Source organism: Kocuria tytonis (genome assembly GCF_003226895.2).
Taxonomy (GTDB): Bacteria; Actinomycetota; Actinomycetes; order Actinomycetales; family Micrococcaceae; genus Kocuria; species Kocuria tytonis.
Genome location: NZ_PNJG02000004.1, coordinates 184023 through 203273, shown reverse-complemented (window position 1 = coordinate 203273; position 19251 = coordinate 184023). Strand labels below are relative to the sequence as shown.

The following is a 19251-nucleotide window of genomic DNA, read 5'->3' as shown; positions in this document are numbered from 1 at the left end:
ATGACATGATCGGGCACTGGCCGGACATGCACCCCCCTCGTGTCCGGGCCCCGCCGCGCCCGGACTCGAGCTGACCGGGCGGGCCACAACCGCATACCCCCTGAGAAAGCAGCCCCCCATGCGTTTCTTCCGTCATGTCCGCGTGCCCGCGGCCACCGTGGCCACGGCCGTCGCCCTGGCCCTGTCCGCGGGTTCCCCCGCGGCCGCCGCGCCACCCCAGCCCCGGCTGGCGCCGCCCCAGCCCCACCAGGCCCTGTCCCAACCCCACCAGGCCCCGGTGCCGGCGGCACAGGCCGCGCTCCCGCCCACCACCTACTCCCAGAGCTTCACCGCGGCGGGGATGACGTCCTCGTACCACGTGTACACGGCGGGCGTGGATCCCTCGAAGGCCGTGGGCGTGGTGTTCTACCTGGGCGGTGACTACGGCAGCACCCGGGAGACGTGGGTGCACAACCCCGGCGGACCGCACCTCACCGCCATGGCGGCGGATGCCCGCAGCAAGAACATGGTCCTGGTGGTCCCGATCTCCCCGGACCACGACGCCACGGGCGACGGCATCACCTGGTGGGAGGACGCGGACGGCAACGGCGACTGGTTCCGTGCGCTGCAGGACTCCCTGGTCACCCGCTACGGCCTGGACACCTCCCGCGTGTGGCTCACGGGGTACTCGGGCGGCGCGGAGTTCATCACCTACGAGCTGCTGGCGGACCGGCAGGGCTGGATCCGCGGCGGTGGCGCCACGATCATCGGGGGAGGCGGCTCCTCCGGGATGCAGACCGCTCCCGGGGCGGCCGTGCGCTCGCTCCCGCTCTCCTGGTACGTGGGTTCCGAGGACGGCGCGGGCAGCACCAACCCGCCCACGTGGTCGGCGTCCAAGACCGCGGACCAGGGCAGGAAGCTACGCACGGGACGGCTTCACCCGCACGTCCCTCACCACGCTGCCCGGGCTGGACCACGACGACTATGACATCGTGGGCCTGCTGCGCCGCGACCTCGCGCAGCTGCCGCCGGCCCCGGTCACGACGCCGCCCGCGTCCTGGCTGCGCGGCGCCATCCGCAGCGACTACCTGGCCACGGGAGGGGCTGCGGTCTACGGGCAGCCCACGTCCCCGGAGAAGCCTGCCGCGGTGCCGGGCGGGGTGTACCAGGGGTTCACCCGGAACCACACGTACTACTGGAGCCCCCAGACCGGAGCGCACCCCGTGAGGTGGGGCAGCGGCATCGGCACCGCGTACCGGGCCGCGGGGTTCGAACGGGCGTGGGGGTACCCCGTGATGGCGGAGCGCAAGCTCGCCGGCGGGGCGTACCAGGACTTCCGGCGGGGCGACGCGCGCGTCCGCGCCCTGTACTCGCCCCGCACGGGGACCCACGCGGTCAAGCTCACCGGCGGCATCGGAACGGCCTGGCAGAAGGCCGGCCACGAGCACGGCTGGGGCTTTCCCCGCACCGACGAGTACGCCGTGACCGGGGGAGTGGCGCAGAAGTTCTCCAACGGGTACGTGGCCACGTGGCACCGCGCCACCGGGAAGGTGACGGTCGCAAAGGGCTGAGCGCCGCGGCGTCGTGCGGAGCCTGTGCTCACGAGGCAACCTGTGCTCACGAGGCAACCTGCGCCCACGCGGCAACTTGCGCCCACGCGGCAACTTGCGCCCACGCGGCAACTTGCGCCCACGCGGCGGTGCGTCACCGCGGTCCGGGCGGGGGACCCGCGGTCCACGAGGGCGGACCGCTCCGCTCCCCCGGAACGCAGCAGTGCCCGCCGGGATCGGATCCCGGCGGGCACTGCTCCTCCCGTGGTTGCCGCGGTCTCAGGGGCGCTCCGGCTGCGCCGCCTTCGCCCGGCTCGCCGGCATGAGGAACTTCCACGGGCTCTGCTCCAGGGACAGCGGCATGGGCACCTCGATGACCGTGGGCCGCCGCGCCGCGACGGCCTCCGCCATGGCCGCGCGCAGCTCGTCCGGGGTGGTGGCACGCAGCCCCAGGGCCCCGAAGGACTCGGCCAGGGCCACGAAGTCCGGGTTGGCCAGTTCGGTGGCGGACCCGTGCCCGTAGATCCGCACCTGGTCCGCCTGCACGTTGCCGAACGCGTGGTTGTCGAAGACCACCGTGATCACGTTGAGCCCGTACTGCACGGCCGTGGCGAGCTCCTGCACGCCGTACATGAACCCGCCGTCACCGGTCACGGAGACCACCACGCTGTCCCGGTGCGCGGCCTGCACGCCCAGGGCGGTCTGGAACCCGTAGCCCAGGTTGCCCTGGTAGCCGCTGGTGATGAAGTGGCGGGGTTCATAGATCTCCAGCGCGAAGATGGACGCGAAGCCGATCTGCGAGACCTCCTCCACGAAGTACCCGTCCCTGGGAAGCGTCTCCCGGATGGCATCGAGGTAGCTGCTGTGGGGCTGCAGCTCGGCGACCTCCGCGCGGGTGGCGGCCTTGACGGCCGCGAGCTCCGCCGTGCGGGACGGCCGCGCGGGCACGTTATGCAGGGCCTCGAGCAGCTGCGCGGTGACGAGCCGGGCGTCGCCGGTGAGTGCGACGTCCGGCACCAGCCGGTCCTGCTGCGCCGGGTCCACGTCCACGTTGACCGTGCGCAGCCCCTCGGGGGCGTCCGGCCAGCGGAACCACACGAGCTCCTGGCGGGTGCCGATGCCCAGCAGTACGTCCGTGTCCGCCCAGCGTTCGAAGCCCTCCGCGCTGGTGAACCCCAGGGGGTGCTCGTCCGAGACGATGCCGCGCCCTCCGCGCAGGGACACCACGGGTGCCTGCAGCTTCTCGGCAAGCGCGCGGATCCCGTCCCCGGCGTGCCGGGCGCCGCTGCCTACCATGATCATGGGGTTCCGGGCCGAGACCAGGAACTCCGCCGCGCGGGCGACGTCCTCCGCCTCGGCGCCCGCCGCCGGTGCGGCGGGTGCCGCCACGGGCTCCATGAGCGCCTTCTGCGTGAGCACGTCCCACGGGACGGCGACGACGGCGGGCCCGGGCCGCCCGCCCGTGGCCTGCCCGAAGGCCTCCGCCATGGCTGCGGGCACCTCGGCCGGATCGGTCACGGTGGTGGCCCACTTGCTGAACGAGGACACCGTGGCCTGCTGGTCCGGCATCTCGTGCAGGTGCCCCATGCCCCGGCCGATGAACTCGGTGGGGATCTCGCTCGTGAGGCACACCGTGGGCGTACTCGTGGCCAGCGAGGTCAGCATGCCCGCACCGGCATTGAGCACACCCGGACCGGGGACCACGCTGTACACGCCGGGCCGCCCGGTGGACTGGGCGTATCCGAGCGCCATGTAGGCGCACGCCTGCTCGTGACGCGTGCCGATCACCTCGATCCCCGGGGTGGTGCGCAGTGCGTCGAACAGCTCGTAGGTCTGCACCCCGGGGATGCCGAACACGGTGTCCACCCCCCGCTCCCGCAGTCCGGCCACCACGGCCTGACCGGCAGTGAGCCCACGGGACGCGGCGGAGTCGTTCCGGGAAGCGGGAGCGGGGGTGGTCGCCGCGGCGACGGGTGCTGTCATGGTGGGAGTCCCTCAGTCGTCGAGTTCGGCGTGGACCGTGGCGGGCTGCGTGGTGCGGCGCGTCACGAACACACCGGTCACCGCGATCAGGGCCGTGGCGCCGAGCGTGAGGAGCAGCTGCGTGCGGGCCGCGGGGTCGAACATGGCGACCGCCACGATCAGCACCAGCAGCGCGACCGTGAGGTAGGACAGGAACGGGAACAGCGGCATGCGGTACGTGGTGGAGCGCACCCCGGGGTTCTCCCGGTCCCGGCGGTGGCGCAGGGCGATCTGCGAAGCGGCCACGGAGATCCAGATGATGATGATCGTGGAGCCCACGATGGACAGCAGGGTGTCCAGGACCTTGCCGGGGAAGACGGCCTCCAGGATGCTCGCCACGAAACCGAACGTGACCGTGAGCAGCACGGCGCGGCGCGGCACGCTGTTCTGCGCGGTGCGCTTGATGGCGGCAGGAGCGTAGTCACGCTGGGCCAGCGAGTGCATCATGCGCGATGCGGCATAGATGTTCGCGTTCAGGGCGCTGAGCAGGGCGAAGACCGCGATCAGCGCCATGATGTTGCCCGCTGCCGGCAGACCGGCCACGTTCAGCACGGCGGCGAAGGGGCCCTCGGCGGGATCGGCCTGGGAGGGCTTGAGGACCGCCACGATGATGAACACCGAACCGATGTAAAACAGGCAGATCCGCCACGCCACGGTGCGGATGGCGGTGGCCACGCTCTTCTGCGGGTCCGCGGTCTCGCCGGCGGCGATGGCCACGATCTCGGTGCCGCCGAAGGCGAAGATCACGATCAGCAGACCGGCACCCACACCGGCCACACCGGTGGGGGCGAAGTCCGTGAAGTTGGACAGTCCGCCCTCGTGGCCCGGGAGCACGCCGATCAGCATGAGCAGACCCACCACCAGGAACGCGACGATCACGGCCACCTTGATGAACGCGAACCAGAACTCGAACTCGCCGTACTTGCTCACCGCGAACATGTTGATCACAGTGAACAGAGCCATGAAGATCAGGCTCAGCACCCAGGTGGGCGGGACCGCCACGTCACCCATGGTGTTCTTGAGGATGCCGGTGAGGATGGTGGCCGCACCGTTGGCCTCCGCGGCGGTCACCACCGCGAGCTGCACCCAGTAGATCCAGCCCACGGTGTAGCCGGCCACGGGGCCGAAGGCGTTCTGCGCGTGCGCGGAGAACGCGCCGCTCGTGGGGTTGGCGGCGGAGAGCTCGCCGATCATCCACATCACCAGGATGACCAGCGCACCGGCCACGATGTAGGAGACCATGATGGCGGGCCCGGCCACGGCCACGCCCTTGCCGCTGCCCAGGAAGAGTCCTGCGCCGATGGCCCCGCCCAGACCCATCATGGTGAGCTGACGGGGCTTGAGGCCGCGGACGGTCTTGGTGGAGGTGTCCGGTGCGTGTTCCGGAGTGTGCGAGGTGGTGGTGCTCATCTGAGTCAGCTCCCGTTCCGAGGCGTGGATGCGGCGTGGATGTGGTTCAGCACGTCCTGTGCGGCCACCACGAAGGCCTGGTTCCCGGCGGGTGAGCCGACGCTCACGCGGATGCCCTCGTCCCCGAAGGCCCGCACGATCACGCCGTGCCGGGTGAACATCTCCTCCGCCTGCAGGGTGTGCTCACCGGTGCGCAGCCACACGAAGTTCGCCTGGGACTCCACGACGCCCCAGCCCTGCTCGGTGAGCTGCCGGAAGACGTGGTCGCGCTGCTCCACCAGGGCGGTGATGCGCTCCTCGATCTCGGACTCCGCCGCGAGACTCGCCAGGGCGGCCTGCTGGGCCAGGTTGGTCACGCCGAACGGGATGGCCACGGCGCGCAGTGCGGCGCTGATGTAGTCCGGTGCGATCGCGTAGCCGATGCGCAGCCCGGCCAGCCCGTAGGCCTTGGAGAACGTGTGCAGCACCACCACATTGGGGTACTGGCGGAAGAAGTCGATGCCGCGAGCCGCGGCGGGGTCCACGTTGAAGTGCACGTAGGCCTCGTCCACCACCACCAGGACGTTCTGGGGGACCTGCTCCATGAACTCGTGGAGCTCGTCCGCGGTCACGGAGGTGCCGGTGGGGTTGTTGGGGGTGCACACCAGGACCACCCTGGTGCGATCTGTGATCGCGGCGGCCATGGCCGGGAGGTCGTGGCGCTCGTTCTCGTCCAGCGGCACGTGCACGGCGCTGGCACCGGCCAGCCCGGTCAGGATGGGGTAGGCCTCGAAGGAGCGCCACGCGAAGACGACCTCGTCGCCCTCCTCGCAGACGGCGCGGATGATCTGCGAGGCGACCTCCACGGAACCGCTGCCGAAGCTGACGCAGGACGGTTTCACGCCCCACCGGTTCGCCACGGCCTGCGTGACGGCCTGGCAGGTCATGTCCGGGTAGAGGTTCATCTCCGGGGACACCTGGTTGACGGCGTCCAGCACGGAGGGCAGGGGCGGATACGGGTTCTCGTTGGAGGAGAGCTTGTACTGGATGACGTCGGACTGGGCTGCGGACTTCCCGGGTTTGTACGGGGGAAGGGCCTGCAGTGCGGAGCGCAGGGACACGGCGGATCGGGCCGCGTCCTCCGAGGCATGATGTGTCACGTATGACTCCTTGACGGATTTGTGGTGGCAGTCACAGTGACATACGGCACGGGACGGCACAACTGAACCACCATAGGCTGAACACAATGCTCACGTTCCCCGGTGCGTGCCGCGGAACACTGCACAATGTGCCACCCCCAAGCCGTCACAGACCGTACGAGGTGTGAAGATGAAGATCGACGAGCTCGACGTCCGGATCGTGGAGCTGTTCAGCGAGGACGCCGGGATCGGCGTGCTGGCGGCCTCCCGGCTCCTGGGGGTCGCCCGTGCCACGGTGCAGTCCCGCCTGGACAAGCTCCGGGCCGCGGGAGTGGTGCAGGGCATGGCACCCACGCTGAACCCCGCCAACTTCGGCTATCCCGTGATGGCCATCGTGTCCATCGAGATCGTGCAGGGGATGGGTCACGTCCCCGTGGGGACCGCGCTGCGGGAGATTCCCGAGATCGTGGAGATGTACACGGTCTCCGGCGACCACGACGTGATGGTGCGCGTGGTCGCCAGGTCCAATGACGACCTGCAGCGGGTCCTGGACTCCGTCTCCAGCGCGAGCGCCGTGAACCGGACGCGCAGCGTGGTGGTGCTGCAGACCCACTTCCAGAACAGGGTGCTGCCGCTGTTCGCGCACGTGGGCGGTGCCGCCGAGCGGAACGCCGAGTGAGGTGCGGCGGGACGCGGCGGCATGGCGCGCGTCGTCAGGGGAGACGCAGGCGGCGTGCACCGGACGGAGGGGCATCGGACGCGGTTCAGGTCCGGCCGCGGTGCGGACATGAAAAATCCCGTCCGACCTCTCGGTCGAACGGGATCCTCCAGCGGTGCGCGAGGGGGGAGTTGAACCCCCACGCCCTTTCGGGCACACGGACCTGAACCGTGCGCGTCTGCCTATTCCGCCACTCGCGCTCGTTGTCCCACTCGGCGTACGCCCGTGAGCAACGTCGAAAAGCCTACCCCACCCGTGACGGGTTGGCGAATCGGCTCCCGGTTCCCCTCACATGCTCACCGTGAGTCCCGCCCACGCGATGCCTGCGCACAGGAGCCCGGTCAGTGCGTAGAGGGTGATCGGCACGAGCAGCAGGACCTCCCGCCCGGACCCGGCGTTGCCCAGCACCGGGAAGCGCACGAACGAGCGCCGCCGGTAGAACGCGGTGGGCAGCGGCAGGGGCGGGCGCAGCGGCCACAGCAGGTGGATGCCCTGCGTGGTGAGCAGGTCCCCGAGCATGTGCACGGCGCACCCGAGCCCCACGGCCACGGCGAACCAGCGCGGATCGTCCGGGGGGTGGGTGGCCACGAAGGTGCCCAGCAGGATGCCCACCACCCAGTTGGCGTGCGCGAGCCGGTCCGGGACGAACGCCAGCACCTTCACGGCGCACGCGATCAGCAGCACGGACAGCACCGCGGCCAGGGGCCACACCTGCCCGGGCAGCGACGCCGCCGCGCCCGCCACGTGCCCGCCGGCGGCCCCGGACGCTCCGTCCCACCGCAGTGCGTCCCCCACGGGAACGGAGGCGCGCTGGGACAGCAGCGCGAGGACGACGACGAGGAGCAGCCCGAGCAGCGAGTGCGTGGCCCGGCGGTGGCCGCCGCCGAGGCTGCTGACCCCTCGGGCCAGCCACGTGGACAGCGGGGGCAGCGAACGTGCGACCGTGCCACCGGGGTGGTCGAGGTCCGGCAGCAGCGCGGCGCCTGCGCAGATCAGGGCCCCGGTGATCACACCGGGGTGTCCCACGGGCATCAGGCCGAGCCCCACGGGGAGGGACACGTCCGCCAGGTGCAGCGTGTAGGTGCCGGTCAGTGCCACCCACGCGGCGGCACCGCAGGCGGCGTGGCTGGGGCCCATCATCGGGGGAGCCTGGGCATGGGAGTGGTCCTTTCCAGACCTCGGGGAAGTGGCAGAGCCCCAGGTTAGGAACGGGTTCCGACCCGCATAAGCGACCCCCGGCTCAGCCCTCCGTGGGCGTCAGTCCGAGGACTTCGGGTTCCACGGGAGCTGCTGGTCGCACCCCGGGGTGAGCCACGCCTTCACGTAGCCGGCGCTCTGGTGCACGTACTGCCCGATCAGGTTCCGGCCCGTGATGTGGAAGTCCACCGCGGACATCCGCAGCTCGCCCGGGTAGCAGCGGGAGAGGATCAGCCGGGAGCGGGAGGTGTGCTGGGTGAAGGTCACCGCGGTCACCCGGTTCCAGCCGCGCTGCGCGGCGAGCTCCTTCAGCTTCATGGCCTCGCCCTGGGTGGTGGAGGGGTCCGGCTTGAAGCACAGCACCTCCACACCGTCACGGGGCTGGCAGAACGAGCGTGCCTTGTAGTACTCCACCATTTGCGGGGAGTCGAACGGCTGCGGATCCGGTACGGAGACCACCAGCGTCTTCGCCACGTGCTGGTTGTAGACGAGGTCCTGTGCGTACTCCACGCGGGTGGGGTCCGGGGGGCCCAGGACGATCAGCGCGTCGGAGGTCTCGGGCGCGTCAACGCGCGGGTCGTCCAGCACGGCGTGGCACACGGCCAGCCACAGTGTGATCAGCAGCACCGGTGCGATCAGAGCCACGAGGGGCCAGCGCCGCTTCCTGGTGTGCGCGCGCCCGGGGGCCGTGTCTGCCACGGGGATCCTCTCGATGAGTCCGTTCGGCGGGAGTGCCGCCGATATCATCTCACCCGGTGCGGCAACGCCCACCGGGGTGGCACCCGGATCCGGAAACACCCAGCAAGGAGTCAGTGCATGCGATCGGATGAACACCTCGAGCGCGCGGTCACCTGCCCGGTTCCGCTGCGCTGGGGGGACATGGACCCGTACGGCCACGTGAACAACGTGGAGGTCATCCGCGTCCTGGAGGAGGCCCGCATCGCGGCGTTCGGCGTCCCCGTGGGAACGGGTGAGCAGGTGGTGCCCGCCAGGATCCCGCTGTTCTCGGTGCTCCCGGAGGGCACGCAGGCGCTGATCGCGGAGCACCGGGTGAAGTACCTGCGGCCGCTGGAGTACCGCAACGTCCCCGTGGACGTGCGCGTGTGGGTCGTCGCCGCCAGGGCCGCCACCCTGGTGCTGGGCTTCGAGATCCTGGACTCCGCCGATGGCGCTCCCTGTGTCCGCGCGCAGACCCAGCTCGCGTTCTTCGTCCCGGATTCCCGCACCGTGGTGCGCCTCACCCCGCAGCAGCGGGAGCTGCTGGACGGCTACACGGCGCCGTCGCCGTTCTGAGCGGTCCGGGGGCCGGGGATCAGGCGGCGAGCGGCGCGGTGCTGAGCTGCAGCTCGGCGCGCGTGCGCAGGACGGCCCCGGACTCCGGCAGCACCCGCCAGGTGCGCCACATCAGCGCCCGGGACTCCGCGTCCACGTGGCACGCGGCCGCGGTCACCGCGGTGGGTTCCTCGGGGTCCTGGACGCACACCGCGAGCGGTGCGTTCTCGAGGGTCTCCCGCACGCGCCGCAGCTCCTTCCGCAGCCCCCGCGCCGAGTGCTCCGTGACGGTGCAGCCCACCTCCACCAGTGAGGCGAACGGCGTGGGACGGGCGACGCTGCGCAGGACGGGCAGCTCCGCGGCGTCGTCGAAGATCCCCACCGTCTCCACCCACTGCTGTCCCGCGTGCTCGAGCACGAACTGGTGGTGGCCCGGGGACACCCGCAGCTGCACCTGCGTGAGGTCGTCCACCCGCAGTGAGCGGACGGCGAGGGCGTCCGTGACGCCGAGATCGGTGCGGTAGCCGAAGCGCTCCGGATCGCAGTCGATGTGCCCGGGTACGTGTGTGAGCCAGTCATGCTCCATGGTCGGTCTCTCCCTGTCGGCTCCGCGGCAGCCCGCCGCGGTGGCTTCACAGAAGAAAATATCCCCGGGAGCGGGGACAGGCAAGCACCGAATGGTCACCGTTCGGTGACGGCCGCGGGGTCCGGTCAGGGCAGCGGCCGCCCCCGCGCCGCGGTCCACAGCGCGTACCAGTCCTCGTGGGTCATCAGTTCCGCGGCGCGCGGGGCCTGCGCGCACGCGGCGATCCGCTGCGGGTCCAGCGTTCCCACCACGGGGCGGATGCCGTACGGGTGCCGCAGCAGCCACCCCACCACCACGGCCTCGCGGGGCAGCCCCATGCGCTCCGCGAGTTCCGCCACCAGGGCCGCGGCGCCGTGCCCGGCCGTGCCCCCGGTTGCAGGAGCGCCCGAGTACATCCCCCCGGCGAGGGCGCCCCACGCCTGGATCTCGATCTCCTCCGCCGCGCACTGCGCGAGCAGCCCGCCGGGGAAGGACACGGCCGTGCCGTCCGGGTGGTTGGCGAGCACCTGGGACTCCACGAAGTCCCGGTGCGCCAGGCTCAGCTGCAGCTGCACCGCCGTCACGGGGGTCCGCAGGTGGTGCTGGAAGGCCACCACGTGGTGGGGCGTCACGTTGGACAGTCCCACCGAGCCGATCAGCCCCTCGTCGTGGAGCTCGTCCAGCGCCGCGGCGGTGGCAGCCACGGGGGTCAGGGGGTCCGGGCGGTGCACGAACAGCCGTTCCACCCGGTCCAACCCGAGCCGTTCCAGGGAGCCCTCCAGGGAGGACCTGACAGTGTCCCGGTCCAGCCGGTAGTGCACGGGGGAGCCCTCGGGGGCGGTGTTCCCCGGGAGCCGGATCCCGCACTTCGTCTGCACCTGCACGTCCCGCCGCAGCTCGGCGTCCTCCGCGAGGATCCGGCCGAACACGGTCTCGGAGTCCCCGCCGATGTAGATGTCCGCGTGGTCGAACAGCGTGATCCCGGCGCGGTGGGCGGCATGCATGGCGTCCCGGGCGGCGTCGTACCGGGCGGCCGGGATGCGGTCCTGACCCCACGAACCGCCCAGGGTCATGCACCCCTGGATCAGGGGTGAGCTCACGCGGGTCCGCCCTGCTGCTCCGCGGCGCGCCGCAGCCGTGCGGCCTCCGCGAAGGCGGCCGCGGACTCGTCCAGCCGGCCGGTGCTCTCGTACAGGGCGCCCAGCTCGGTGAAGCAGTCGGAGCGGTCCCGGAAGGAGTCCGGGTCCTCCTCGTAGAAGTCCACGGCGCGGTTGTACGCCGTGACGGCCTGGGCGCTCCGGCGGGTCTCGCGGTACACGCGCGCGAGGTTCATGTAGCAGTCCGCCTGGTCCCGGGGGTCGTGCGGGGCGTCCAGGTACTGGCCGAGGGCATCCAGGAGGTGGGACTCCGCGGCAGGCAGCTCACGCGTCTCCACGAGCAGCGACCCCAGGATGAGGTGGGCCCGGGCCTTGTGCTTGCCGCTGCCCTCGAGCCGGGCGAAGTGCTCCAGCGCGCTGCGGTACTCCGCCACGGCCTTGCTGGTGCGGTCCATCACCACGTAGATGTGGCCCAGGTTGTAGTGGCACGCCGCAAGTTCCTTGTCCGCGGGCCCGGACTCGTGGAACAGCTCGATGGCCTGCCGGTACGCCGTCTCCGCCAGGACGTGGTCGCCGCGGTCCTCGGCGTCCAGAGCGCGTGTGAAGTAGCCGTTGCCGTCATCCGCGTAACTCATCAGCTCATCCTCCCGGGGGCCGAGTCGACAGTCCCCTCATGCTACTCGGTGGGTCGCAGCACACACCCGGCTGATAATCTCAGTCCCACACTCTCTCAGGAGGTCAGGATGGCAGTACAGAACACCGCGTCGGAGCAGAACCCGCGCGATCCGCGACACGCAGCGGTCCAGGACGACGACCGTGCTTCCGTGATCCGTCACGAGGAGCGTCTGGTGATCAACCGCGAGCAGGAGGAGACGGGCCGCGCCCGCCTGCGCAAGTACGTGGTCACGGAACCCGTTCGCCAGGAGGTCACCCTGGGCGCCGAGGAACCCGACGTCGTGCGCACCCCGATCTCCGAGGAGGAGCGGCAGGCGTTCCTGGACGGGCGCGAACTGCCCGTGGGGGAGGACGAGATGATCCTCTACCGATCCGAGCCCGTGGTCCAGACCGTCCGTGTGCCCTACCAGCGCGTGCGCCTGGTGACCAGGCGCGTGGAGCGCACCGAGGTGGTCGAGGAGACCCTGCGCAAGGAGCGCGTGGACATCGAGACCCAGGACGAGCCCCGCCGCTGACCTCCCGGGCGCGCGACGCCCGTCGTGGTCGACGACGCCGCCGCACCCCTCCTGCTCCACCGGGCCGGCATCCCCACCGCGGGGGTGCCGGCCCGTGGCGTGTCCACTCCTCCGCAGGGTGACGGGCAGGGCGCCCAGCGGGGCCACCAGCTGCGCCCCGCACCCGCCCGGGAGCGGGCCGGTGCGGAACGGCAGGGCCTCGGTGCCGGGCCGCTCCCGTGCGGGAGTAGGTTGGGCGGGTGAGTGAAACGACCCTGACCCTGATCCGCCACGGCCAGACGGACTGGAACCTGCAGCGCAAGCTGCAGGGCCGCTCCGACATCCCCCTCAACGACACCGGCCGGGACCAGGCCCGCACCGTGGGCCGGGAGCTGGCGGCCTCCGGCGAGCACTGGGACGCGCTGGTCTCCTCCCCGCTGCAGCGCGCACGTGAGACCGCCGAGATCATCGGGGAGCAGATCGGGCTGCCGCTGTCCCGGACCTACGACGACCTCGTGGAGCGCGCCTTCGGCGAGGTGGAGGGCTACGACTGCACCGGCACCACCGACGACGAACGCCACGCCCTCATGGAGGAGCACGGGGAGGTGGCGGAGGACGTGGTGCAGCGCGGCCTCTCGGTGCTGCGCCGGATCATCGCGGACTTCCCGGGCGAGGACGTGATGGTGGTGGCCCACGGCACGCTCATCCGCCTCACCCTGGACCGGGTGCTGGACACGGAGCTGCCCAGCCTGGAGAACGGCCAGGTGCTCACGGTCACCGCGGACCAGGTCGCAGCGGCCCACTGACGGGGCACAGAGGAGCAGGGCCCTCGCACCGCACGGTGCGAGGGCCCTGCTCAGCGGCGGGGGTCCGGGCTCAGTGCTCGGTGCCCGCCGTGGAACCGGTGGTGCGCGCGGCGGGGGCGGCGTCGTCGTGCGGGGCGCGGGCCGGGCGGTGCGCGTACATCAGCGCGAGCCCGGTGAACACGAAGCCCCCCACGAAGTTGCCCAGCAGCACGGGGATCTGGTTCCAGAACCACCAGTCGCCGAGGGAGACGTCCGCGCCCAGGAGCATGCCCATGGGGATCATGAAGAAGTTCACCACGGCGTGCTCGAAGCCCAGGCCGAAGAACGCCATGATGGGCAGCCAGATGGCGGCGATCTTGCCGATGGTGTCCTTGGAGACCATGCCCATGACCACGCCCAGGCACACGAGCCAGTTGCACAGCATGGCCTTCACGAACACGGTGCCCATCCCCGCGAGACCCAGGGCCTGGTAGGCGGTGGTCTTGGCCTGGGCGGTGTCGATGAACTTCTGCCCCAGCGCGCCGGCGTCGTGCGAGCCGAAGCCCGTGAGCACGGCCGCGTACAGCAGGGCGAAGGCGAGCGCCCCGATGATGTGCCCGATGATGACCATGAGGCAGTAGCGCCCCACGGCGGACCACGGCACGAGACCGCGCAGCGCGGCCATGGGGGTCAGCGCGAAACCGCCGGTGACCAGCTCCATGCCCATGAGGATCACGATGGTGATGCCGGCCGGGAAGAGCAGGGCACCCACCACGGGGGACCCGGAGCTGACGCCCGCGGAGACCGCGAAGGACGTGGTGGCGCCGAGCACGGCCCCACCCAGGACGCCGCGCAGCACGAGGGCGCCGGACGGCGCGGTGGCCTTGGTCTTTCCGGAGACGATGGCTTCCTCCACCACGTCCGCTGGTTTCACGTTGCTCATGGAAGGTCTGTTCTCTCTGCTCGGTCCGTGACCTCCCACCGGGGTGCCGCAGCGTTCTTCGACGGGTGGTGCGCGAGGGGGGTGAAGACGAAAAGTGGTACCGCACGAGTGTAGGTCCCTGCAACGGGGGCCCCGAACACGCGCCGGTTCTGGTCCCCGCGCCCCCGGGGTCCTATGGTGGGGGACTGTGCGGCAGTGTGGCCGTGGGCGGTGCAGACGCCGTGGTTCCGGGAAGCGCGTCCGGGGGTCTGTGCGGTGCAGCCCCATCCGGGCATCGCGTGCCACGCCGTGGAGTTCCCACCCGACTCAACGACAGCTAAGGCGTGATGCAGCAGTGACCTCTCCCCGAGCCACCACCCAGGCCATCCCCACGGTCTGGCAGCGACCGCAATGGAGCGGTGCGCAGGCATGGATCAACGAGTACTACCGCTCGGCCCCGGACGCGGACATGGCGGCCACCGGCCAGGCGGTGCTCACGGAACGGGCCCAGACCCACCGGGAGGTGGGGCGGACCCGGCGCGCCGACGAGCTGCGCATCGAGGTCCGGGAGGACCACGGGGACACCGTGCTGTACATGGTCACCACGGACATGCCGTTCCTGGTGTCCACGCTGACCACGGAGATCGCCGCGAACTGGGGCGGTGCGAAGCTCGTGCTGCACCCCCTGCTGCTCGCGGTGCGCCGCGGCGGTGAGCTCGACTCCCTGGACCGCGTGCCGAACATCTCCGCGGTCTCCTCCGGGGACACCACCGCCATCCCCCTCACGGACGAGCTGACCGGCGCCGCCGCGGGCCACGGTGGCGAGACCACCGTGGAGTCGTGGATCCGGATGGAGCTGCACCGCTCCCTGGACGCGGACGCCCGGACCGAGCTCGCGGAGCACATCGAGAACCTGGTGGCGGACGTGAGCCGCGTGGCCGAGGACCAGGAGGCCATGCACCGGCAGGCGCAGCAGATCGCGGACTCGTTGAGCGCGCTGGCGGACCTCACGTGCGCGGACGGCTCCCGCCTGTCCGACGTGCGTGCCGCCAAGGACTTCCTGGAGTGGCTGCGGGACGGCAACTTCGTGTTCATGGGCATCAAGCGCTACGACCTCGAGGCGGACGGCGAGGACGCCGTCCTGCACTCGCGCCCGGACACCGGGCTGGGCCTGCTGCGGGAGAAGGGCTCCGCGGGCCACGCGCAGAAGCTCACGGGTCTGGGCAGCGCGCACGCCCGGGACCCGCAGGTGGTGTTCGTGACCAAGGCGAACCGCCGCTCGTCCATCCACCGCCGGGAGTACCTGGACTACATCGGGGTGCGCACGTTCTCCGAGAACGGCGAGGTGGACGGGGAGCACCTGATCCTCGGGCTGTTCTCCCGCCACGCCTACTCGGTCCCCGCGCAGCAGACCCCCCTGGTGCGGGAGAAGGTGGCCGCCGTGGTGGAGCAGTTCGGCTTCCTGCCGGACTCGCACTCCGCGCGCGACCTCATGGGCATCATCGAGGACTACCCGCGCGACGAGCTGTTCCACATGTCCGCGGCGGAGCTGCACGACACCGCCGGTGGTGTGCTGGGGCTCAACGAGCGCCGCCAGACCCGGCTGTTCCTGCGCCAGGACACGTTCGGCCGCTTCATGTCCGCCGTGGTCTTCCTGCCCAGGGACCGGTACAACACCTCGGTGCGCCAGCGCATCGAGTCCCAGCTGTTCGAGGTCTTCGGCGCGGAGGCCATCGACTTCGAGGTCCGTCTGACCTCCTCCTCCCTGGCGCGGCTGTTCTTCCGGATCCGCCTGCCCTACACGGGCGAGGTGCGGGAGTTCGACCACGAGGACCTCGAGGCCCGCCTGCGCGCCGCGGTGCGGTCCTGGCCGGAGTCCCTGGGTCGGGCCATCGCTCTGGAGTTCGAGGACGAGAAGGCCAGTGCGCTGGGCCCCGTGTGGGAGAACGCGTTCCCGGGCTCGTACCGCGAGGACTACGAGATCGCGGAGGCCATCCAGGACCTCAAGCGCTGCGAGGAGCTGTGGGGCCGCGATCCCAACCTGCCCGCCGAGGTCCGCGTGGCGCAGACCGAGGACGGCCAGGTCCGCCTGAACATCTACCTCACGCAGTCCCTGTCCCTGACCGAGCTGCTGCCCCTGCTGCACAACATGGGCCTGCGCGTGCTGGACCAGCGCCCGTACACGGTCACCCCCGCGGACGGCCGCGAGTTCCAGCTCTACGACTTCGGCGTGGAGCTGCCCGAGGGCGTGGACCCCGAGGGTCCCGAGGACGCCAAGACGGAGGACCTCATCGAGGACACCCTCTGCGCGGTGCTCTCCGGCCGCTCCGAGTCCGACACCATGGACCGCCTGGTGCTCACGGAGCGCATGGGCTGGCGCACCGTCGCGGTGCTGCGCGCCTACGTGCGCTACCTGCTGCAGCTGGGCCACCCCAACTCGTTCGAGTTCATCGCGGACACCCTGGTGGACTACCCGCGGGCCACCCACGAGCTCTCCGAGCTGTTCTCGGCGAGCTTCGACCCCGAACGGTTCGGGGACGACGACGCCGCCCGCGAGGAGGCGCGCAACGCGGCGCTCGAGCGCCTGCGCGCCGTCCTGGACGAGGTCCCCAGCCTGGACGCGGACCGGCTGTTCCGGGCCATGGCGGACGTGGTGACCGCCACCCTGCGCACCAACGTGTTCCAGAACCGCCCCACCATGGCGTTCAAGCTGGATCCCACGGCCATCCCGGCCGCACCGCAGCCCCGCCCGGCCTACGAGATCTGGGTGTGGTCCCCGCGCGTGGAGGGCACCCACCTGCGCTTCGGCCAGGTGGCCCGCGGCGGGTTGCGCTGGTCCGACCGCCGCGAGGACTTCCGCACCGAGGTGCTCGGCCTGGTCAAGGCGCAGATGGTCAAGAACGCGGTGATCGTGCCCACGGGTGCGAAGGGTGGGTTCTTCCCCAAGCAGCTGCCGGACCCCGCGACCGACCGTGAGGGCTGGCTGACCGAGGGGCGGGAGGCCTACAAGCTGTTCATCGCCTCCCTGCTGGACGTCACCGACAACATCGAGCGCGAGGCCGAGACGGGCGCCGCGCAGGACGGGACCGCGCAGGACACGGCGTCGTCGTCCCGCGGGGACGCCACCCCGGGATCCGGGGGCGGTGCGAGCGAGGCCGCCGAGACCTCCGGTGCGGCCGGGGACACCGTGGTGCACCCCGAGAACGTGGTGCGCCGTGACGGCGACGACTCCTACCTGGTGGTGGCCGCGGACAAGGGCACCGCGGCGTTCTCGGACACCGCGAACGCGGTCTCCCTGGAGCGCGGCTTCTGGCTCGGGGACGCGTTCGCGTCCGGCGGGTCCGTGGGCTACGACCACAAGGCCATGGGCATCACCGCCCGCGGTGCGTGGGAGTCCGTGAAGCGCCACTTCTTCGAGCTCGGCGTGGACACCCAGTCCGAGGCGTTCACCGCGGTGGGTGTGGGGGACATGTCCGGTGACGTGTTCGGCAACGGCATGCTGCTGTCCGAACACATCCACCTGATCGCCGCGTTCGACCACCGGGACGTCTTCCTGGATCCCACCCCGGACGCCGCGGCCTCCTACAGGGAGCGTGAGCGGCTGTTCACCGCCGGGCGCACCTCGTGGCAGGACTTCGACCGCAGCGTGATCTCCGAGGGCGGCGGGGTGTACTCCCGCCGGGAGAAGTCCATCCCCCTCACCCCGCAGGTGCGCGAGGCGCTGGGCATCGAGGAGGGCGTGGAGTCGCTCAGCCCGCAGGAGCTCGTGCGGCGCGTGCTGCTGGCGCCGGCGGACCTGCTGTACAACGGCGGCATCGGCACCTACGTGAAGGCCTCCTCCGAGACCCACCAGGACGTGGGGGACAAGGCCAACGACGCCATCCGCGTCAACGGCGCGGAGCTGCGCGTGAAGGTCATCGGTGAGGGCGGGAACCTGGGTGCCACCCAGCTCGGCCGCATCGAGGCCGCGCAGAACGGGATCCTGGTCAACACGGACGCGATCGACAACTCCGGCGGCGTGGAATCCTCGGACCGCGAGGTCAACATCAAGATCCTCGTGGACGGCATGGTCCAGGCCGGTCTGCTCTCCCCGGAGGAGCGCGCGGAGTTCATCGAGTCCATGACGGACGAGGTGGCCGAGCTGGTGCTGCGCACCAACGTGGCGCAGAACGTGCTGCTCACCACCGAGCGCGCCCGCGGCGTGGAGTTCACCGAGACCTTCATCCGGCTCATGCACTGGCTGGAGGAGACGGCGGACCTCAACCGTGAGCTCGAGTTCCTGCCCTCGGACCGCGAGCTGCGGGAGCGGGCCACGCAGGGGAAGCCACTGACCGGTCCGGAGCTGTCCGTGCTCACGGCGTACGCCAAGATCCAGCTCACCGCGGCCCTCGTGGACAGCGACCTCGCGGACGACCCGTGGTACCACCGCACGCTCTCCCAGTACTTCCCGGCGCAGATCCGGGAGCGCTTCGGGGACCAGCTGGACACCCACCCGCTGGGCAAGGAGATCATCTCCACCGTGGTGGCCAACCAGATCATCAACTACGGCGGCATCGCGTTCGCGTACCGCGTGGTGGACGACTCCGGTTCCGACCTCGCGGACGTGGCCCGCGCGTTCACCGCGGCCATGGAGATCTTCGAGCTGGAGAGCTACGCCGCGCGCCACGCCCACCTGGGTGCGGAGGTGCCCCTGGAGCTGTGGAACCGGATGTCCCTGCGCATGCGGCGGCTGCTGGACCGCGTGGTCCGGTGGTTCCTGCACCGCCAGGAGACGGACACGGAGATCCAGGACCTTGTGGACACCTACCGGCCCATCGTGGCGCTGCGCTTCGGCTCCGACCACCTCATGGGCACGGAGTCCGAGGAGCGCACCCAGGCGGAGGCGGACCTCGCCGAGCGCCAGGGGGTGCCCCGGGACCTCGCGGTGGAGTGGGCGGAGCTGCTGGACGCCTTCGCGCTGCTGGACGTCGCCCGTCTCGCGCAGTCGCAGGGCATCACGGGCACGGACCCGGTGAGCGAGGAGCAGGGCGGTGCCGCGGCGGCGTCGTCGCCCGTGGACCTCGCGACCGGGACGGACGAGAACGGGGTGAGCGTGCAGATGATCGCGCGCGTGTACTTCGCCCTGTTCGACCGCTACGGCCTGGAGAACCTGCTCAACCGCATCAGCGCCCTGCCGCAGACCACCCGCTGGGAGAACATGGCGCGGATCGCGATGCGCGAGGACCTCTACTCCACTCTCGTGGCGCTCGCCGCGCAGGCGCTGGAGCACCCGGGCGCCAACGCCCAGGAGAAGGTGCAGGCGTGGGAGCAGGAGAACGCGGACCGGCTGGAGCGGCTGCGCGCGGTCCTGGACGAGATCGAGTCCATGTCCGGTGATGACGCCGGGGGTGAGCTCGCGGCCCTGTCCGTGGCGCTGCGCACCCTGCGCGGGGCGCTCATGGACTGAT

Annotated in this window: 16 protein-coding genes and 1 tRNA gene; 7 read left to right on the top strand and 10 right to left on the bottom strand. The window is 71.1% G+C overall.

Annotated elements, in window-relative coordinates; all coding sequences use genetic code 11:
• Positions 1-118 precede the first annotated feature (118 nt).
• Together C1C97_RS12645 and C1C97_RS12640 are read left to right on the top strand one after the other, a co-directional pair.
• Positions 119-967, top strand: coding sequence for a hypothetical protein (locus C1C97_RS12645; protein WP_233542909.1), 849 nt, complete (start codon positions 119-121; stop codon positions 965-967).
• Positions 968-971: 4 nt separating this feature from the next.
• A complete protein-coding gene (locus C1C97_RS12640; RefSeq protein WP_233542908.1) occupies positions 972-1550 on the top strand; it encodes an LGFP repeat-containing protein in 579 nt (192 codons plus the stop codon).
• Between the two features lie 258 nt (positions 1551-1808).
• On the opposite strand, the gene C1C97_RS11120 is transcribed toward C1C97_RS12640, so the two are convergent.
• From C1C97_RS11120 to hisC, 3 genes are read right to left on the bottom strand one after another with little or no spacing between them, the layout of a single operon-like run.
• Positions 1809-3512 carry a thiamine pyrophosphate-dependent enzyme gene (locus C1C97_RS11120; protein WP_121031862.1) on the bottom strand — a complete coding sequence of 568 codons (1704 nt, stop codon included), beginning with the start codon at positions 3510-3512 and terminating at the stop codon, positions 1809-1811.
• A 12-nt stretch (positions 3513-3524) separates the two neighbouring features.
• Positions 3525-4961: an amino acid permease gene (locus C1C97_RS11115; RefSeq protein ID WP_110919938.1), complete on the bottom strand. Its 1437-nt coding sequence runs from the start codon at positions 4959-4961 to the stop codon at positions 3525-3527.
• A gap of 5 nt (positions 4962-4966) precedes the next feature.
• On the bottom strand, positions 4967-6100 hold the full coding sequence (gene hisC, locus C1C97_RS11110; RefSeq protein WP_199712251.1) for a histidinol-phosphate transaminase: 1134 nt from the start codon (positions 6098-6100) through the stop codon (positions 4967-4969).
• Between the two features lie 169 nt (positions 6101-6269).
• Here hisC and C1C97_RS11105 point away from each other — a divergent pair, with 169 nt between their 5' ends.
• Complete coding sequence (locus tag C1C97_RS11105) at positions 6270-6758, top strand: Lrp/AsnC family transcriptional regulator (protein WP_121031858.1); 489 nt, start codon at positions 6270-6272, stop codon at positions 6756-6758.
• Between the two features lie 155 nt (positions 6759-6913).
• Here the strand turns inward: C1C97_RS11105 and C1C97_RS11100 are convergent.
• The 3 genes from C1C97_RS11100 to C1C97_RS11090 form a co-directional block, all read right to left on the bottom strand.
• Positions 6914-6997, bottom strand: a tRNA-Leu gene (locus C1C97_RS11100).
• Positions 6998-7085: 88 nt separating this feature from the next.
• A complete protein-coding gene (locus tag C1C97_RS11095; RefSeq protein ID WP_110919939.1) occupies positions 7086-7937 on the bottom strand; it encodes a metal-dependent hydrolase in 852 nt (283 codons plus the stop codon).
• Positions 7938-8054: 117 nt separating this feature from the next.
• Complete coding sequence (locus tag C1C97_RS11090; RefSeq protein WP_233542907.1) at positions 8055-8693, bottom strand: YdcF family protein; 639 nt, start codon at positions 8691-8693, stop codon at positions 8055-8057.
• A 117-nt stretch (positions 8694-8810) separates the two neighbouring features.
• On the opposite strand from C1C97_RS11090, the gene C1C97_RS11085 reads away from it, so the two are divergent.
• Positions 8811-9287 carry an acyl-CoA thioesterase gene (locus C1C97_RS11085; RefSeq protein ID WP_110919940.1) on the top strand — a complete coding sequence of 159 codons (477 nt, stop codon included), beginning with the start codon at positions 8811-8813 and terminating at the stop codon, positions 9285-9287.
• A gap of 19 nt (positions 9288-9306) precedes the next feature.
• Here C1C97_RS11085 and C1C97_RS11080 read toward each other — a convergent pair whose 3' ends face one another.
• The 3 genes from C1C97_RS11080 to C1C97_RS11070 form a co-directional block, all read right to left on the bottom strand.
• Positions 9307-9852: a DUF2617 family protein gene (locus tag C1C97_RS11080; protein ID WP_110919941.1), complete on the bottom strand. Its 546-nt coding sequence runs from the start codon at positions 9850-9852 to the stop codon at positions 9307-9309.
• 125 nt (positions 9853-9977) lie between these two features.
• Entirely contained in the window at positions 9978-10931 is a 954-nt protein-coding gene (locus tag C1C97_RS11075; RefSeq protein ID WP_233542906.1) for an aldo/keto reductase, read from the bottom strand.
• Positions 10928-11563 carry a tetratricopeptide repeat protein gene (locus tag C1C97_RS11070; RefSeq protein ID WP_110919942.1) on the bottom strand — a complete coding sequence of 212 codons (636 nt, stop codon included), beginning with the start codon at positions 11561-11563 and terminating at the stop codon, positions 10928-10930. Before C1C97_RS11070 ends, C1C97_RS11075 begins: the two co-directional genes overlap by 4 nt.
• 108 nt (positions 11564-11671) lie before the next feature.
• On the opposite strand from C1C97_RS11070, the gene C1C97_RS11065 reads away from it, so the two are divergent.
• Complete coding sequence (locus C1C97_RS11065) at positions 11672-12118, top strand: YsnF/AvaK domain-containing protein (RefSeq protein ID WP_121031856.1); 447 nt, start codon at positions 11672-11674, stop codon at positions 12116-12118.
• 239 nt (positions 12119-12357) lie between these two features.
• Entirely contained in the window at positions 12358-12903 is a 546-nt protein-coding gene (locus C1C97_RS11060) for a histidine phosphatase family protein (RefSeq protein WP_121031854.1), read from the top strand.
• 70 nt (positions 12904-12973) lie between these two features.
• Here the strand turns inward: C1C97_RS11060 and C1C97_RS11055 are convergent, their stop codons facing one another.
• Complete coding sequence (locus C1C97_RS11055; RefSeq protein WP_121031852.1) at positions 12974-13825, bottom strand: formate/nitrite transporter family protein; 852 nt, start codon at positions 13823-13825, stop codon at positions 12974-12976.
• Between the two features lie 334 nt (positions 13826-14159).
• Here C1C97_RS11055 and C1C97_RS11050 point away from each other — a divergent pair, with 334 nt between their 5' ends.
• Entirely contained in the window at positions 14160-19250 is a 5091-nt protein-coding gene (locus C1C97_RS11050; protein WP_121031850.1) for an NAD-glutamate dehydrogenase, read from the top strand.
• Position 19251 lies beyond the last annotated feature (1 nt).

Bases quoted from the DNA above. Each gene is read 5' to 3' on its own strand.
- C1C97_RS12645 (WP_233542909.1), top strand. From the start codon at position 119: ATGCGTTTCTTCCGTCATGTCCGCGTGCCCGCGGCCACCGTGGCCACG.
- C1C97_RS11120 (WP_121031862.1), bottom strand. From the start codon at position 3,512: ATGACAGCACCCGTCGCCGCGGCGACCACCCCCGCTCCCGCTTCCCGG.
- C1C97_RS11115 (WP_110919938.1), bottom strand. From the start codon at position 4,961: ATGAGCACCACCACCTCGCACACTCCGGAACACGCACCGGACACCTCC.
- C1C97_RS11105 (WP_121031858.1), top strand. From the start codon at position 6,270: ATGAAGATCGACGAGCTCGACGTCCGGATCGTGGAGCTGTTCAGCGAG.
- C1C97_RS11095 (WP_110919939.1), bottom strand. From the start codon at position 7,937: ATGATGGGCCCCAGCCACGCCGCCTGCGGTGCCGCCGCGTGGGTGGCA.
- C1C97_RS11085 (WP_110919940.1), top strand. From the start codon at position 8,811: ATGCGATCGGATGAACACCTCGAGCGCGCGGTCACCTGCCCGGTTCCG.
- C1C97_RS11080 (WP_110919941.1), bottom strand. From the start codon at position 9,852: ATGGAGCATGACTGGCTCACACACGTACCCGGGCACATCGACTGCGAT.
- C1C97_RS11070 (WP_110919942.1), bottom strand. From the start codon at position 11,563: ATGAGTTACGCGGATGACGGCAACGGCTACTTCACACGCGCTCTGGAC.
- C1C97_RS11065 (WP_121031856.1), top strand. From the start codon at position 11,672: ATGGCAGTACAGAACACCGCGTCGGAGCAGAACCCGCGCGATCCGCGA.
- C1C97_RS11055 (WP_121031852.1), bottom strand. From the start codon at position 13,825: ATGAGCAACGTGAAACCAGCGGACGTGGTGGAGGAAGCCATCGTCTCC.